The organism is Nocardia rosealba (assembly GCF_020216065.1).
In the GTDB taxonomy this organism is placed as follows: Bacteria; Actinomycetota; Actinomycetes; order Mycobacteriales; family Mycobacteriaceae; genus Nocardia; species Nocardia rosealba.
On the sequence record NZ_JAIWNA010000008.1, the window covers coordinates 108,746 to 124,710 of the forward strand.

Sequence of the window (15,965 nt, forward strand, 5' to 3'; positions counted from 1 at the left end):
CCAGGGGCTACCCGGGCCCGGCTTCGCCCCCGGGATCAACGGCTCCGCGCGCATGCCGGGGCCCGTGGCGCCTCGGCCAAGTGGCAGGCGGTATCGCGAAGCTGTCCGGCAGTACCGCCGAGCGGCCCAGCAGCCCGGTGGCGGCCCGGAGTACAGCGGGGCTCAGCAGTACGGAGTCGCCCAGCAGTACCGTCCTGGCGCGCAGTACCTGCCCGGGCCGCCGCCGTACCGTCCAGCCGTCGGCTACTCGCCGGTCCCGCCGCAGGGTTATGGCGTGCCGCGCGGGTATCTCCCCGGTGTGCTCCCGGTTCCCGCGTCCGAACCCGGCGACCCGGCATCGCCGACGACTCCCCGGCTGGTCCGGCGGACCGGTGGCCGGGTGATCGGTGGCGTCGCGGGCGGCCTGGCCGATCACCTCGGCGTCGACGTGTTCAAGGTGCGGCTGGCGTTCGTGCTGCTGTCCGCGCTGGTCGGTGCGGGCCTGGTGGCCTACGGCCTGCTGTGGATCTTCACCCCCGCCGGTGGCGACGCGACCGCACCGACCGGCGACGAGCGCAGGCAGGCGATCGGGCTCGCGCTGCTCGGGATGGTGCTCGCGGTCACCGTCGGCTGGTTGTTCCAGGGCACGGCGGCGAAGGTGATCGTGCCGGTCGTCGTAGTGGCGGTCGGTGCCGCGCTGGTGTGGCGCGAATACGATGTGGCCGCGCCGGGACCCCGGGCGCTGTTCGGGTTGCCGGCGCGACCGTCGGTGGTCACCTGGTCGCGCATCGTGGCCGGGGCGACGCTGATCGTGTTCGGGCTCGGTGTCGTCGTGCTGGCCCGTATCGACCTGAGCTCGCTCGGTTCGGCCTTGATCGCGGTGGCGGTCACCCTGGTCGGCGCGGGCCTGCTCACGGTGCCGCTGTGGCTGCGCATGGTCCGCGCGCTCAACGCCGAACGCGGCGCCCGCATCCGCAACGAGGAACGCGAGGAGATCGCGTCTCACCTGCACGACTCGGTGCTGCAAACCCTCGCGCTGATCCAGCGGCAAGCCGAAGATCCCCAGGAAGTGTTGCGCCTGGCCCGCAGCCAGGAACGCGAACTGCGCAAATGGCTCTTCGACGATGCCGCGCCCGCGCATTCGAGCCTGTCCGCCGCCCTGCGCACCATCGCCGGCGAAGTGGAGGACCAGCACGGTGTGAAGGTCACCCCCGTCACCGTCGGCGATGTCGCGATGGACCCCGGCGACACCGGCGCCGGGCTGCCCAAGGAGCACTTCACGGCCCTGCTCGGCGCCACCCGTGAGGCGCTGGTCAACGCGGCCAAGCACGCCGATGTGCCCGAGATCGACCTGTTCGCCGAAACCGAACCGCACCAGGTGAGCATCTTCGTGCGCGACCGCGGCGCTGGTTTCGACGTGTCGTCGGTGCCCGCGGACCGGCGCGGGATCGCCAAGTCGATCTGCGCGCGCGTCGAGCGGCGTGGCGGTACCGCCGAGATCGACTCGACCGTCGGGCGCGGTACCGAGGTGCGGATCGTCATGCCGCGTACGGACTCCGGAACCTCCGAGCCGAGCGACGAGGAACAGCCGACCGACGCCGATTCGCCGACCGTCGCTCTGCGCCTGGATCAGGCGCACCGTGATCATCCGGTCGACCGCTGACGGCCGGGTTGCGCGGCTCGGACATGGTGGTGGCGGTGGGAGGGCTTGCGCCGCTCGGATGTCGTGATGTGGCCGTGGAGGGTCCGGTTGCGGCCGCGCGGATGTCGTGGTGTGACCGCTGATGGTCCGGTTGCGTCGCGCGGACATCATGATGGGGGCGCTGATGGCCCCCGATCGCGCCGTGCGGACATCGTGGTGTGGTACCGATGAGCATCAGGTTCGCGGTTCGAATGAGGAGTCTCGAGTGAGTGTGCGGGTGTTTCTGGTCGACGATCACGCGGTCTTCCGGTCGGGGGTGCGAGCGGAGCTGAGCCGGGAAGCCGACATGGAGGTGGTCGGTGAGGCCGGGGCCGTGGCGGAGGCCGTCGCCGGGATCGATGCCGCGAAACCGGACGTGGTGCTGCTCGATGTGCACATGCCCGACGGCGGCGGTGTCGCGGTGCTGAGCGGAATCGCCTCGGGCCCGGTGTGTTTGGCGCTGAGCGTGTCGGACGCGGCCGAGGACGTGATCGCGGTGATCCGGGCGGGCGCACGCGGGTATGTCACCAAGACCATCTCCGGCGCCGAGCTGGCCGACGGCATCCGCCGCGTCGCGGGCGGTGACGCGGTGTTCAGTCCACGGCTGGCCGGTTTCGTCCTCGACTCGTTCACCGGCCGCTCCCCGGTCCCCGAACCGCCACTCGACCCCGAACTGGACTCACTGACCCCGCGCGAGCTGGAAGTCCTGCGTCTGCTCGCCCGCGGATACACCTACCGCGAGATCGCCGAAAGCCTGTTCATCTCGGTGAAAACCGTGGAAACCCACGCCTCGAACGTGCTGCGCAAAACTCAGCAGTCCAACCGCAACGCACTGACCAGATGGGCACACCGCCGCCGCATCGAGTGAGCGGTCCCGGGCGCGAAAGCGCCTACATCACCGCGACGATGAGCGCGATCAGGATGACCAGGCCGATCAGCACGCCTGCGCCGATCGCCAAGGGCGCACCGTTGGGCAGGTCGTCGAAGAAGCTGCCGGTGCGTTGTGGGCGCGCGGTCTGCGCGGCTGCCAGGGGTGCGCGGTGCGGGCGGGGCAGCGGCTGGGCGTTGGGGCTGCGTACGCCGCTGGCGCCGCTGCGCGACGCCCAGGCCGGGATGGTGCCGTCCTCGGTGCGCAGCGGGACACCGAGAATGTAGGCGCCGGTGCCGGGACCGAAAGCGGCCGTGAGGATCTCGTCGCGGGCCTCGGCCATGGTCGGGCGACGTTGCGGCGCGGGCTCGAGCATGTGCAGCAGCGGCTGGGTGAGGATGCCGCTGCGGGTGGGCGGGATGATGCGGCCCATCGCGGCGCGGGTGACCACGTCGTTCTCGTCGTCGTCGAAACCGAACGGCGGCTGACCCTCGAGCGCGGTGTAGAGGGTGGCGCCGAGGGAGAACACGTCGCTGGCCTCGGTGGGCTGGGCGCCACGCGCCACCTCGGGCGGCAGGTAGGCGGGGGTGCCGGTGATCACGCCGTCGGGTTCGTCACCGTGCGGGTCGCCCGCGCCACGGGAGATGCCGAAGTCGCTGAGTTTCGCCTTGCCCAGGTCGGGGCCGCGGTCGGCGACGAGGATGTTGCCCGGTTTGATATCGCGGTGCACGATGCCCGCGGCGTGGGCGGCGGCGAGCGCGTCGGCCACCTGCGCACCGATCTGGGCGACCTCCACCGCGGGCAGTGCGTCCACCAGCGCGAGCGCCTTGGCCACACTGCGCGAGGGTAAGTACTCCATGACGAGCCACGGCTCGCCCGCTTCGATCACCACGTCGTAGACGGCGATGGCGTGCTCGTGCGACAACTTGGCCGCCACCCGGCCCTCGTGCACGATGCTGTTGCGCACCCGCTCGGCCTCGGCCTCGCTCAGGCCGGCGGTGGTGAGCACCTGCTTGATCGCGACTTCCCGGTTGAGCAGCCGATCGGTGGCCAGCCAGACCGCGCCCATGCCACCCCCGCCCAGCTTCGACTGCAGGCGGTAGCGGCCCGCGACCAGGTAGTCGGGGCCGATATGGGGACGAGCACGTTCGGTCACGGGTGCGAGGGTAGCCGAATCTGCCGCTGACTGGCCGGGATCTTCCCTGTGGACAGGGACAGGGGTGCCTGTCACGCTGGTCGCGATCGAACGTATATTCGAATACGATCGATAGCTGGAACGGTGCTGTCGTTTCGGTGACGAGCGGTTCGCCGCTCGCGGGTCCATCGTGGAAGTAGGTGGTGTTGATGGGTTCGAACGGTTTGCCGCCCGAGCCGGGTACGCGCGAGCACACGCTCGACGAGTTGCGCAGGCGGATGGCCTCGGTGCCGGGTCGCGGTGCGTCCGTGGCCGCGCACATACCCCGTGAACAGCCACTTCGCCGCGATCTGTTGCCCGTTCCCGCGCCGTTGGCCGACCTGCTTCCCGACGGCGGACTGCCGAAAGGGTCGGTGGTCGCCTACTCCGGTGCGCACTCGCTGCTCACCGGCCTGCTCGCCTCGGTCACCGCGGGCGGTGGTCACGCGGCGGTGGTCGGGCTGCCGCGGCTCGGTTTGCTGGCCGCCGCCGAGATGGGTGCGCAGCTGTCGCGGCTCGCCGTCGTTCCCGACCCGGGTCCCGACCCCGCCGAGGTGGCCGCGGTTCTGCTCGACGGCCTGGACCTGGTGGTCCTCGGCCTGCACGGCCTCGCCGTCCCGCCGGCTCGTTGCCGCGTGCTCGCCGCCCGCGCCCGCAACCGTGGCACCACTCTCGTCGTCGCGGGCGGTGAATGGACCAACCCGGCGCTGCGCCTGGACACCCGCGTCGCCGGTTACGACGGCCTGGGCCCCGGCCGCGGCCGCCTGCGCTCGGTCTGCCTGGACGTGCGCGTCAGCGCCAAGGCGGGCCCACCTCGCCAGGGCCGCATGGACCTGTGCGCCCGCGCGGGCCGCACCGAATGGCTGGCCCGCGAGAACGTCACCCGCCCAACCGAAGTGACCGCCTTACGCGAGGCCGTGTCGTGACCCCGCGTCCGTTGTCCACCTTCGCGCGATGGGCATGAGCACCGCCATCGCGCACCCCGCGCCTCTCGACCGATCGACCGCCGTCCGCAGCGTTCGCATCGATCACAGGAAGGTGCGGGCAACGACTGTTACCGCAGGGTGCGGTGCCTTGCTCACGCGTGGGCTCGTGATGGTGGGGCGGTCGAGTGTGCCGGGGTGGGGGAGCGCGGTGTGGTGTGGGGTCGTGTGGTCGGGGTTTTGTTATGGGGCGCGCTGATCGGGTGGTCGCGGTGTGGTGCCCGGATTGGCCTGCCGTGGCGGCGGCAGCCGGGATGGGAGTGGCGGCGCAGCGGCCGATCGCGGTGTTGCGGGGGAACCGGGTTGTCGCGTGTTCGGCGATCGCGCGGGCAGAGGGGGTGCGGCGGGGGATGCGCAGGCGGGACGCACAAGGGTGCTGTCCGGAACTTGTTGTAACCCAGGACGATCTGGATCGGGATGCGCGGCTGTTCGAACCGGTGGTCGCGGCTGTCGATGCCACTGTGCCGGGGGTCGAGGTATTGCGGCCGGGGCTGATCGTGCTCGGGGCGCGGGGTGCCACACGGTATTTCGGGTCCGAGGAGGCGGCGGCGGAGCGGTTGATCGATGCGGTCGCGGTGGCGGGCGCCGAGGCTCAGATCGGGATCGCCGATGCCATGTCGACGGCGGTCATCGCGGCCAGGCGCGGCGCGATCGTCGAGCCGGGGGAGGGTGCGCGCTACCTCGCGTCGCTGCCCGTGTCCGAGCTCGCGGCCGAACCGAGCCTGGCCGCACCGGAACGCGCCGACCTCGCGGACCTGTTGCACCGCTTGGGTTTACGCCGCATCGGCGACTTCGCCCGGCTCGCGCCCGCCGAGGTGACGTCCCGGTTCGGTGCCGACGCCGCGCACGCCCATCGCATGGCGCGCGCCCTCCCGGAACGCCCGCCTTCGGCGCGTAGACCTGCCCCGGAACTGACCGTAGAGCTGGCCTGCGACCCACCCATCGACCGGGTCGACGCGGCCGCTTTCGCGGGCAGGCAGCTGGCCACCCGCTTGCACGCGGCCCTGTCGGCGGCGGGGGTGTCGTGCACCCGGCTCGCCGTCACCGCCCGCACCGAGACCGGCGAGGAACTCACCAGGATCTGGCGTTGTGCGCGTCCGCTCACCCCGCCCGACACCGCCGACCGGGTCCGCTGGCAACTCGACGGCTGGCTCACCCATCGCGCCCGCCCGACCGGCCCCATCGTCGCGCTCACCCTGGAACCGGTCGAGGTGGTCGCCTCGGGCGCGTTGCAGCTCGGTCTGTGGGGCGGCGAGGGCGAGCAGACCGAACGCGCCAGGCGCGCGCTGGTGCGAGTGCAGGGTCTGCTCGGCGGTGAAGCGGTGCGCATCGGGGTGCTCAGCGGCGGCCGTGGCCCCGCCGAACGCATCACTATGATCGCCCTCGGTGACGAACTCACCCCGAGCGCCGACCCCGCCCACCCGTGGCCCGGCCGCCTCCCTGAACCGGCCCCCACCCTGCTCCTGCTGCACCGCCCCACCGTCCACCTGACCGCCGCCGACGGCACCGAGGTCGGCGTCACCGACCGAGGCCTGTTCACCGCCGACCCCGTGAGTCTGCGCTGGGGCCGCAAGCAGTGGTCCCTGCTCGGCTGGGCAGGTCCGTGGCCGGTCGTGGAGCGCTGGTGGTCCGCCGCCGAACATGCCACCGCGGCCGTGCGCGTCCAGGTCCAGCTCGACGCCCGCCCCACCGAGATCCGCGCGGTCCTGCTCGTCCACGACGAGCAGAACTGGCACGCCGAAGGGGTCTACGAGTAGCGCCGCGCTGCCGACGGTCGATCGCCTCGGCCGTGGGCTGCTTCGCTGTCACCGCTGCTCAGCGAGGGTGTGCGCCGTGCACTGCCGGGCGCCTCTACAGTGAACCCGGCCAGGGAGCGCCCCGGCGAGCGAGGAAGGAGGCGCGGTGACGAATCCGTTCGAGGGCATGGTGTGTTCGGCTGCCGCAGCCGACCTTCCGCTGCTCGGTACGGCGGTGCACGCCACGGGGTGGCTGTGTATCGAGCATCCCGGGGCGTGGGGGCGCGATGTGCTGGGTGACGAGGTGCTCGGGCCGGAGATCACCGCCGAGCTGGCCGCGCGCACGTCGGCGGCGAAGGTGCGCCCGACCTTGATCCGCCGTCCCGGACGCTACGAGTTCACCGGCACGCGCACGGTGCTGCTGGCCAGCGCGCGGCCCGAGGGTTCGTGGTGTGTGCGGTTCGAGATCACCGACCTACGTGAGCTTTTCGATATCGATCTGCACCTGGTGGACGGGCCTGCCCCGGAAATCGGTGTGCCGGTGGACGATCCGATCGTCCTGGTCTGTGCCCACGGCAAACGCGACCAGTGCTGCGCCCGCCTCGGTCGCCCGATCGCCGCCGCCTTGGCCGCCGAACACCCCGGCCGCGTCTGGGAGGCGTCCCACACCGGCGGTCATCGGTTCGCCCCCGCCGTCGTCCTGCTCCCGTCGGGCCTCACCTACGGCCGCGTCGACACCCCCGCCGCCCGCGACCTGCTCGCCGCCGCCGACACCGGCGAGGTCTCCCTCACCGGCCTGCGCGGCCGCAGCTGCTACCCCCCGATCGCCCAGCTCGCCGAAGTCGCTGTCCGCGAACAGGTCCCGGCCCCCGCCGACGCCCTCACCGTCGCCCTCGACCCCACCCCCACGCACGACCCGACCCTCGCGGGCGCCGCCGTCGTCACCCACCGCGACGGCCGCCGCTGGCGCGTAACCACCCGCACCACCCCCGCCCCACCCCGACCGGCCAGCTGCAACGCCAACCCCAAACCCGCCAGCTACCTCGAACCGGTCTCCATCGAACAACTCCCCACCCTCTGACCCGCGCGCACCACCCGGCAGAGCCTGCGAGCGCTCCCGTCCCTGCGACGCCCGTTCTCAACGGCGGCCGTCCGAGCTTGCGGATCCGCTCGTGCGTAAGGACCCCGCCTGGAGGCTGGCCGAAGTCGAAGCAGCCTGCCTTCCGTGGTGATCTTGAAACGGCTACCAGTGGGTGCCGGGGACCCAGCGGGCGGCACGGCGGACGGCGGCGCCTGCGGCGGTGCGGACGGGGGACTTCTTCGACTCCGGCTGGGGTGCCAGGGGTGCGGGGTCGGGATCGGGGGTGCTGGCCTCACCCTTGGCCGCCGGGGAGTCGGGGATGGCGCGGTAGTAGCGGTGCATGATGCGGTCGCGGAGTTTGGGTGTGAGCAGGGCGCCGTATTCGGCGAGGGTGCCGAGGGGGACGTCGATGCGTTTCGGGCGCTCGGTGAGGGCGCGGACGATGGTGGCCGCGGCCCATTCCGGTGATTCGGAGGGGCCCTGGTCGCCGCTGGGGGCGATCATCGGGGTGCGCACGAGCGGCATGTGGATGGTGGTGAAAGTGACACCGTCGGCGAGGGTTTCCACGGCCGCCACCTCGGTGAACTTGTCCAGGGCGGCCTTGCTCGCCAGGTAGGCGGAGAAGCGCGGCGTCGCCACCTGCACGCCCGCGCTGGAGATGTTGACGATGTGGCCGAAGCCGCGTTCGCGCATCTGCGGCAGCAACGCCATGGTCATCCGCAGCGCGCCGAAGTAGTTGACCGCCATGGTGCGCTCGTAGTCGTGCAGGCGGTCGGTGGAACGGTGGATGGCGCGGCGGATGGACCGGCCGGCGTTGTTGACCAGCATGTCGACGTGATCGTGCTGGTCGAGGATGGTCTTCACGGTCGATTCGACGGATTCGGCGTCGGTCACATCGCACTGGTAGCCGTGCGCCTGCCCGCCTGCCGCGCGGATCTCGTCGACCACCTGGGCCAGCTCGTCGCCGCGCCGCGCCAGCAGCAGGACGACGGCGCCTTTGTCGGCCACGGCGAGGGCGGCGGCACGTCCGATGCCGGAGGACGCGCCGGTGATCACCACGTGCCTTCCGGTGAGATCGCGCCGGTTCTTCGGGGAAACCTGGGACATCACTGCTCCTTTGCAGCTCGCTCCCTCTAACTTACTTCAAAGTAAGTTACGCGACCAGGCCTGTGAGAAACTCGAAAATATGTTCGAACGCCTCTGGTGGATATTCGAACGTATGTGCGATACTTGGGGCATGGCGGACGATCGGATGGCGGACATCTATGCCGCGGTGCGGCTCGGCGGATTCGACCCGGCGGCGGCGCGCGCGGCGCTGACCCGGCTCTGGGACGAACTAGGGGAGGGCGGCGACCCGTTGCATCGCTGCGTGGTGGCACATCACCTTGCCGATGTGCAGGAACTACCCGAGGGTGCGTTGCTGTGGGATCAGCGGGCCCTGGCCGCGGTGTTCGGGCCGGGCATCCCGCTGGACGAGGGGCTGCGCGGATTCCTGCCCTCGCTGTACCTGAATCTGGCCGACAGTCACCGCCGGGTAGGTGATTTCGACATGGCGCGCATGCAGCTGACCATCGCCCGTGGCCACCTGGACGTGCTCGCCAACGACGCCTACGGCGCGGTGATCCGGGCGGGTCTGGCCCATGTGGAGGCGGCGCTGGAGTCGCAGTCGATGGAGCGGTTGCCGGCGAATTGAGGTGTCCGGCACGGCAATCGAGGTGAGGGGGTAGGGAGAGGAGCGGGTGCGTGGGTTGGAGCAACGGGCCACCGACCTGGTCGGAGCTGGAGCGGGTGCTCTCGGGCAAGCCGAGTGCCCGCCCCGCCGAGGAGATGCACCCGGGCGACGGCGGCGACAGCCCGGCCTGGTCGCGCAAACGCGGCGAATACCGTGCACCCGAACTGGAACTCCCGGCGGGCCCGGCGGTGCCCTACGCCGAACTGCACGCCCACTCGGCCTACAGCTTCCTCGACGGCGCGAGCCCGCCCGAGGAACTGGTCGAGGAGGCGGTGCGGCTCGGCCTCGAGGCGCTCGCGCTCACCGACCACAACGGTTTCTACGGGACCGTCCGGTTCGCCGAGGCGGCCAGGGAATGGGGAATGCCAACGGTTTTCGGTGCCGAACTGTCACTGGGAACCGATGCGGAGGCGGCGCCGGGCCGAGGGGATGCGGTCCGGCGCCGTACTGTTCCGCGCGGCGGGCTGCGCGAGATCGGCGATCCGCGCGATCTCGGCAGGGGCCGCGCGTCGAGGGGTCGCCGCCCGGCGACCGATCCGGCCGACGCGGGGCTGCTGCGCCACACAGACCTGTCGCAGGCGAGGAGCGGTCACGGTGCCGCCCCGGATTCGATGCCCCGCACGGGTTTTCCCGATCCGAAGGGCCCACACTTGCTGATCCTGGCCAGGGGGCAAGAGGGCTACCGCCGCCTCTCGCGGGAAATGGCGGCGGCACACATGGCGGCGGGGGAGAAGGGCGTCCTGCGCTACGACCTCGACACACTCACCGCTGCGGCGAGCGGGCACTGGCACATCCTCACCGGCTGCCGCAAGGGGCACCTGCGCACCGCCCTCGAACAAGACCTGCTCACGGGTGACACAGACCTGCCCGAAGCGGAAGCGGCCCTGCGTGATCTGGTCGAACGCTTCGGCACCGACCGGGTGAGCGTGGAACTCACCCACCACGGCATCGCCACCGACGACGAGCGCAACGGCTATCTTGTCGCCCTCGCCGACCGGCTCGGTCTCCCGGTGATAGCCACCACCGGAGCGCATTTCGCCGCGCCCGCCCAGCGTCGGCGTGCCATGGCCCTGGCCGCGATCCGCGCCCGCAGCAGCCTCGACGAGATGGCCGGCTGGCTGGCACCCACCGGCGGCGCCCACCTGCGCTCCGGCGCGGAGATGGCGCGGCTGTTCACGGCGTACCCGCACGCGGTGACCAACGCGGCGGCGCTGGCCCGCGAATGCGCCTTCGATCTCGGCTTGATCGCACCGAAACTGCCACCGTTCGAGGTGCCGCCGGGCTACGACGAGAACTCCTGGCTGCGTGAGATCACCTATCGCGGTGCCGCCGAACGATACGGATCTCCCGAACGCAACCCCAAGGCGTACAAGCAGATCGAGCACGAACTCGCGGTGATCCGGCAGCTCGAGTTCCCCGGCTACTTCCTTGTCGTGCACGACATCGTCGAGTTCTGCAAGCACAACGACATCCTGTGCCAGGGCCGTGGGTCCGCGGCCAACTCCGCGGTCTGCTTCGCCATCGGCATCACCAATGTCGATCCGGTCGCCCACAATCTGCTGTTCGAGCGATTCCTCTCACCCGAACGCGACGGCCCACCCGATATCGATGTCGACATCGAATCCGATCGGCGCGAAGAGGCCATCCAGCACGTCTACGCCAAGTACGGCCGCGATTACGCCGCCCAGGTGGCGAACGTGATCACTTATCGCGGCAAGTCGGCCGTGCGCGATGCCGCCCGGGCGCTCGGTTTTTCGCCCGGCCAGCAGGACGCGTGGAGCAAGCAGGTGAGCCGCTGGTCCGGGGTGAGCCAGGAGACCGGCACCGATATCCCCGACGCCGTGCTCGAGCTCGCGGGCGAACTCGACGGCCTGCCACGGCATCTGGGCATCCACTCCGGCGGCATGGTGATCTGCGATCGCCCCATCGCCGATGTGTGCCCGGTGGAATGGGCGCGCATGGCAGGCCGCAGCGTGCTGCAGTGGGACAAGGACGACTGTGCCGCGGTCGGTCTGGTGAAGTTCGACCTGCTCGGCCTCGGCATGCTCTCGGCCCTGCACTACATGATCGACCTGGTGTGGGAACACAAGGGCGAGAAGGTGGAACTGCATGCTCTCGATCTCACCGAACCTGCCGTCTACGAGATGCTGCAGCGCGCCGATTCGATCGGGGTGTTCCAGGTGGAATCGCGCGCGCAGATGGCGACCCTGCCGCGGTTGAAGCCGCGAGTGTTCTACGACCTGGTGGTCGAGGTGGCCCTCATCCGGCCGGGGCCCATCCAGGGCGGGTCGGTGCACCCCTACATCCGCAGGCGCAACGGCAAGGAGCCCCCGGTCTGCGACCATCCGGCGCTGGAGAACTCGCTGTCGCGCACCCTCGGCATCCCGCTGTTCCAGGAGCAGCTGATGCAGATGGCCATCGACGTCGCCGGTTTCAGCGCCGCCGAAGCCGATCAGCTGCGCCGCGCCATGGGTTCCAAACGCTCACCGGAGAAGATGGAACGGCTCAAGAACCGCCTCTACCAGGGCATGCGCGAGCTGCACGGCATCACCGGCGACCTGGCCGACCGCATCTACGAAAAGCTCTACGCCTTCGCCAATTTCGGTTTCCCCGAAAGCCATTCGCAGAGCTTCGCCGCGCTGGTGTTCTATTCGTCGTGGTTCAAGCTGCACCATCCGGCCGCGTTCTGCGCCGGGCTGCTGCGCGCCCAGCCGATGGGGTTCTACTCACCGCAGTCGCTGGTCGCCGACGCCCGCCGCCACGGCGTGCTCGTGCACGGTCCCGACATCAACGCCAGCCGTGCCGAACCCACCCTGGAGAACGCGGGCACCGAGGTGCGTCTCGGCCTCGCCGCCGTCCGCCACATCGGCGACGACCTCGCCGAACGCCTCGTCACCGAACGCACCGAACACGGCCCTTACACCTCGATGCTCGACCTCACCGGGCGCGTGGAATTGACTGTCACCCAAGCGGAATCGCTGGCCACCGCAGGTGCTCTCGACATGCTGGTCGATGCGGCTGTGTCCGACAGCAGCGTGGCGATGGTGACCGATGCCGGTGTGTCGACTGCGGGTAAGGCCGTGGTGGACGGCGGTACGCGGGGCAGCAGTGTGCGCCGGGCCGCGTTGTGGGCGGCGGGGGCGGCGGCGGGGGAACGGTCCGATCTGCTGCCGGGCACCGGTGCGGTGACGCAGGCGCCGTCGCTGCCCGGCATGAGCGCACTCGAGCTGGCCGCCGCCGACGTGTGGGCGACCGGTATCTCGCCCGGTACCTATCCCACCGAATTCCTTCGCGCCCATCTGAATTCGCTCGGTGTGGTGCCCGCCGCCGATCTGCTGCTCGTCGAGGACGGTTCGCGCATCCTCGTCGCGGGCGCGGTCACCCACCGGCAGCGTCCGGCCACCGCCGCCGGTGTCACCTTCCTGAACCTCGAGGACGAGACCGGCATGATCAATGTCGTCTGCTCGGTCGGGCTGTGGACCCGCTACCGGCGCCTGGCCCAGAGCGCGACCGCCCTGCTCATCCGTGGCCGCATCCAGAACGCCGAGGGGGTGGCGAGCCTGGTCGCCGACCATCTGGAACACCTCGACCTGCGCATCGTCGCCCGGTCCCGCGACTTCCGCTGAGCACTCGGCCCCGTTCGGCGCCCACAACGCATTACGCTGCGACCATGCGCAAGCTTGCCGTGGTGATGATCGCGTTGCTCGGACTGGTGTTCCTGGTCGGGTGCGGAGGCGACGAAGCCGACGATCGAAGTTCGAGCCCGGGTGCCCTCGACGCGTCCGCCCCGGCCCCCGCGGTCGCACCCGGCTTCCGGGAGGGCGCACCGTCGAAAGAGAGTCCCGCACCGTCGGATTCGTCGACCCGTAAAGAGGTGATCACCGGCTCGGTCGACATCACCGCCGACGATCCGATCGCCGCCGCGGGCACCGTCGTCGACCGGGTGACGGCGCTGAACGGGCGCGTCGACAGCCGCACCGAACAGCCAGGCACCGACAAGCGAGTCGCGCGCGCCGTGCTGAGCGTGCGGGTGCCCGCCGACAAGACCGACGCCTTCATCACCGACCTCGGCGACGCGGGCACGGTCACCGAGATCAGCACCAACCGCGACGACGTCACCATGCAGTGGCAGGACCTCGACGCCCGCATCAACGCCCTGCGCGCCTCCGTCGACCGGCTCAAAGCGCTGATCGCGGGCGCGAACAACACCGCCGACCTGATCGCCGCCGAGGAGGCGCTGTCGAGCAGGCAGGGCGAACTCGACAGCCTCACCGCCCAGAAACGCAGCCTCGACGACCAGGTGGCCCTGTCGACCCTCACGATCACCCTCACCGCCGAGAAGAAGCAGGCGCCGGGCGAGCCGGACTCGTTCTGGGACGGCATCGTCTCCGGCTGGAACTCGCTGGTCGACTGGCTGGGCGACGCGGTCGTCTTCGCGGGCAAGGCGGTGCCGTGGTTGGGTCTGTTCGCCCTGCTCGGCGCGGTCCTCTACGCGGCCGTGCGCGTTGTCCGCCGGAAACCGCAATCCCACACCGCGAAGGAGACCCCCGGTGACCATAGTGCGGGCGACGATCAAACCGAACAGCCGTAAAGGCCCCCTGGTCGAAACCGCCGCCGACGGCACCCTCACGCTCTACGTCCGCGCCCCCGCGACCGAGGGCAAGGCCAACAAGGCCGCCATCGAACTGCTCGCCGACCATTTCGGCGTCCCCAAGTCCACCGTCCACCTCACCGCGGGCGCCACCTCCCGCTTCAAACGCTTCGAGATCGACTGATCAGACCGCGTCGGGGAATCCGTGCTGTCGCCACGCCTCGTACACGGCGACGGCGGCGGTGTTCGACAGGTTCATCGAGCGGCGGCCGGGCAGCATCGGGACGCGCACCTGGTCGGTGATGTGCGGGTCGGCGAGAACCTCCGGCGGCAGGCCCGTCGGTTCCGTGCCGAACAGCAGGATGTCGCCGGGCTGGTAGGTGATGTCGGTGTAGCGGGTGGTGGCCTGGGTGGTGAACGCGAAGACCCGTTGCGGTCCGATCGCGGCCCAGGCCGTTTCGAGATCAGGGTGCACGGTGACCGAGGCCAGATCGTGGTAGTCCAGCCCCGCACGGCGCAGTTTCGATTCCGACAGGTCGAAACCGAGGGGCTCGATCAGATGCAGGGTGCATCCGGTGCCCGCGACCAACCGGATCGCGTTGCCGGTGTTCGGCGGGATCACCGGCTGATGGAACATCACATTGAACACCCGCAGCAGGGTAGCGGGCCCCTGTGTGCGGACAGCGCGCCGCACTGCGACAATCGGCAACGTGAACGAGGCGCAGACCACCGGCAAGCATCGCGTCGTGCGGCTGAGCGCGTGGCAGCAGTACCTGCGCAGCCACCTGCCGATGACCGTGGTGAGCGTGCTGATCGTGATCGCGGTCGCCTTCGTCGCCTGGGACCGCTGGCGACGCGGCGCCCTCATCTTCGGCAGCGCGGCGCTGGTGGCCGCCGCGTTCCGGCTGTGCCTGCCGACCGTGCAGGTCGGCCTGCTCGCGGTTCGCAGCAAGCCCTTCGACGTCGCCTGGCTCACCGCCCTCGGCAGCGCCATCGTCTTCCTCGCGGCCACCATCAACACCCTCGGCGTCAGCTGAGCACCGGGTAGCGCTCCGCGAACACCGTCTGCGGGCGGGGCCTGCGCCCGGGATGCGGCGGGGTCCCGGCGCCGTATCCGACCGTTACCAGCACGGCGATCGCCAGGTCCGACTCCGGGTCGATGCCGACGGCCCGTTTCACCGCCTCCTCGTCCCACCCGTTCATCGGTGCCGAGGAAAGGCCGAGTCCGGTCGCGGCGAGCATGACGTAGGTTGCCGCGATCATCGCGTTCTTCACCGCGTTCTCGCGCAGCAACCCTCGCTCGCTCAGCGAGTGGTATTCCGCGCGCCCGTCGAACATCGCCCGGAATTCCTCGTTCCATGCGCCATTGGCGGCGGCCCGCTCCGCGATATCGGTCTGGGCACCGCGCCAAGCGTTCGGGTCGGCGACGAAAACCAGCACCGCGGGCGCCTCCAATGGTTGCGGCTGCCCGAATGCCGCCTCCGACAGGGCTCGTCGGCCCTGTTCGCTGCGTACCAGGACGATGGAGCGGTCCTGCATGTTCCATGCGCTCGGCGCCTCCACGACCAGGTCGAGCAGCTCGTCGAGGATGCCGGCTGGGATCGGATCGGGCCGGTAGTGGCGAACGGTGCGGCGGGTGCGGATGGCGTCGGTGACCGAAAGTGTCTGCGTGATCATGTTTCTAACTATCGGAGAGTTACATCCGATAGGGAAGTAGGCACCTGAAAGTGCGTTAAGCTCGATCAGGTGGCCACCATTCACGAACTCAGCGGACTACCGGCCGACGTGTACTCGGCGAAATGCCCGACTCGCGAAGTGCTCGACACCATCGCGGGGAAATGGACCGTGCTGATCGTCGACGCGCTCGCCGAAGGCACCCTGCGCTACACCGATCTGCGCCGCCGCATCGACGGCATCTCCCAGAAGATGCTCACTCAGACCCTGCGGCAGCTGGAGGCGGACGGGTTCGTCGAACGCACCGTGTATCCGACGGTGCCGCCGCGCGTCGAGTACGCCCTCACCGATCTCGGCCGCAGCCTGCGCGAGCCGATCACGGCCCTGCGCGAATGGATCGAGACGAACATCAATCGCATCGAGGACGCCAGGCGCCGCACGGCCTAGTCAACGAATCACCCTGTTG

The 15,965-nt window shown here is 70.3% G+C and carries 15 protein-coding genes; 11 read left to right on the forward strand and 4 right to left on the reverse strand.

Going from position 1 to position 15,965, the window contains the following annotated elements; translation table 11 throughout:
- The first annotated feature begins 298 nt into the window (after positions 1-298).
- Positions 299-1,642: an ATP-binding protein gene (locus LDL21_RS25025; RefSeq protein ID WP_225282122.1), complete on the forward strand. Its 1,344-nt coding sequence runs from the start codon at positions 299-301 to the stop codon at positions 1,640-1,642.
- A gap of 250 nt (positions 1,643-1,892) precedes the next feature.
- Positions 1,893-2,528 carry a response regulator gene (locus tag LDL21_RS25030; RefSeq protein ID WP_067491188.1) on the forward strand — a complete coding sequence of 212 codons (636 nt, stop codon included), beginning with the start codon at positions 1,893-1,895 and terminating at the stop codon, positions 2,526-2,528.
- A 22-nt stretch (positions 2,529-2,550) separates the two neighbouring features.
- Here LDL21_RS25030 and LDL21_RS25035 read toward each other — a convergent pair whose 3' ends face one another.
- Positions 2,551-3,684: a serine/threonine-protein kinase gene (locus tag LDL21_RS25035; protein ID WP_225282004.1), complete on the reverse strand. Its 1,134-nt coding sequence runs from the start codon at positions 3,682-3,684 to the stop codon at positions 2,551-2,553.
- A gap of 188 nt (positions 3,685-3,872) precedes the next feature.
- On the opposite strand from LDL21_RS25035, the gene imuA' reads away from it, so the two are divergent.
- The 3 genes from imuA' to LDL21_RS25050 all read left to right on the forward strand — a co-directional run bounded on the left by imuA' (position 3,873) and on the right by LDL21_RS25050 (position 7,502).
- On the forward strand, positions 3,873-4,628 hold the full coding sequence (imuA', locus tag LDL21_RS25040; RefSeq protein ID WP_225282005.1) for a DnaE2-dependent mutagenesis accessory factor ImuA': 756 nt from the start codon (positions 3,873-3,875) through the stop codon (positions 4,626-4,628).
- A 242-nt stretch (positions 4,629-4,870) separates the two neighbouring features.
- Complete coding sequence (locus LDL21_RS25045) at positions 4,871-6,442, forward strand: DNA polymerase Y family protein (RefSeq protein WP_225282006.1); 1,572 nt, start codon at positions 4,871-4,873, stop codon at positions 6,440-6,442.
- Between the two features lie 166 nt (positions 6,443-6,608).
- Positions 6,609-7,502: a ferredoxin family protein gene (locus tag LDL21_RS25050; protein ID WP_225282123.1), complete on the forward strand. Its 894-nt coding sequence runs from the start codon at positions 6,609-6,611 to the stop codon at positions 7,500-7,502.
- 162 nt (positions 7,503-7,664) lie between these two features.
- On the opposite strand, the gene LDL21_RS25055 is transcribed toward LDL21_RS25050, so the two are convergent.
- On the reverse strand, positions 7,665-8,609 hold the full coding sequence (locus LDL21_RS25055; RefSeq protein ID WP_225282007.1) for an SDR family NAD(P)-dependent oxidoreductase: 945 nt from the start codon (positions 8,607-8,609) through the stop codon (positions 7,665-7,667).
- 130 nt (positions 8,610-8,739) lie between these two features.
- Here LDL21_RS25055 and LDL21_RS25060 point away from each other — a divergent pair, with 130 nt between their 5' ends.
- Genes LDL21_RS25060 through LDL21_RS25075 form a run of 4 tightly spaced genes read left to right on the forward strand, consistent with a single transcriptional unit; the run spans position 8,740 to position 14,009 of the window.
- On the forward strand, positions 8,740-9,195 hold the full coding sequence (locus LDL21_RS25060) for a hypothetical protein (protein WP_084457285.1): 456 nt from the start codon (positions 8,740-8,742) through the stop codon (positions 9,193-9,195).
- A gap of 50 nt (positions 9,196-9,245) precedes the next feature.
- On the forward strand, positions 9,246-12,860 hold the full coding sequence (locus tag LDL21_RS25065) for an error-prone DNA polymerase (RefSeq protein ID WP_225282008.1): 3,615 nt from the start codon (positions 9,246-9,248) through the stop codon (positions 12,858-12,860).
- A gap of 44 nt (positions 12,861-12,904) precedes the next feature.
- Entirely contained in the window at positions 12,905-13,825 is a 921-nt protein-coding gene (locus LDL21_RS25070; protein ID WP_225282009.1) for a DUF4349 domain-containing protein, read from the forward strand.
- Complete coding sequence (locus LDL21_RS25075; protein ID WP_225282010.1) at positions 13,785-14,009, forward strand: DUF167 domain-containing protein; 225 nt, start codon at positions 13,785-13,787, stop codon at positions 14,007-14,009. The genes LDL21_RS25070 and LDL21_RS25075 overlap by 41 nt, the downstream gene beginning before the upstream one ends.
- On the opposite strand, the gene LDL21_RS25080 is transcribed toward LDL21_RS25075, so the two are convergent.
- Positions 14,010-14,474 (reverse strand): tRNA (cytidine(34)-2'-O)-methyltransferase, encoded by a 465-nt coding sequence (locus LDL21_RS25080; RefSeq protein ID WP_225282011.1) that lies wholly within the window; start codon positions 14,472-14,474, stop codon positions 14,010-14,012.
- A 61-nt stretch (positions 14,475-14,535) separates the two neighbouring features.
- Between LDL21_RS25080 and LDL21_RS25085 the strand changes: the two genes are divergently transcribed.
- A complete protein-coding gene (locus tag LDL21_RS25085) occupies positions 14,536-14,862 on the forward strand; it encodes a DUF3017 domain-containing protein (RefSeq protein ID WP_225282012.1) in 327 nt (108 codons plus the stop codon).
- Here LDL21_RS25085 and LDL21_RS25090 read toward each other — a convergent pair.
- The gene (locus LDL21_RS25090) at positions 14,855-15,502 is read right to left on the reverse strand and encodes a nitroreductase family protein (RefSeq protein WP_225282013.1); all 648 of its coding nucleotides are present in this window, start codon (positions 15,500-15,502) and stop codon (positions 14,855-14,857) included. The two genes, LDL21_RS25085 and LDL21_RS25090, sit on opposite strands and share 8 nt — an antisense overlap.
- 69 nt (positions 15,503-15,571) lie before the next feature.
- Here LDL21_RS25090 and LDL21_RS25095 point away from each other — a divergent pair, with 69 nt between their 5' ends.
- A complete protein-coding gene (locus tag LDL21_RS25095) occupies positions 15,572-15,946 on the forward strand; it encodes a winged helix-turn-helix transcriptional regulator (RefSeq protein WP_181697604.1) in 375 nt (124 codons plus the stop codon).
- Positions 15,947-15,965 lie beyond the last annotated feature (19 nt).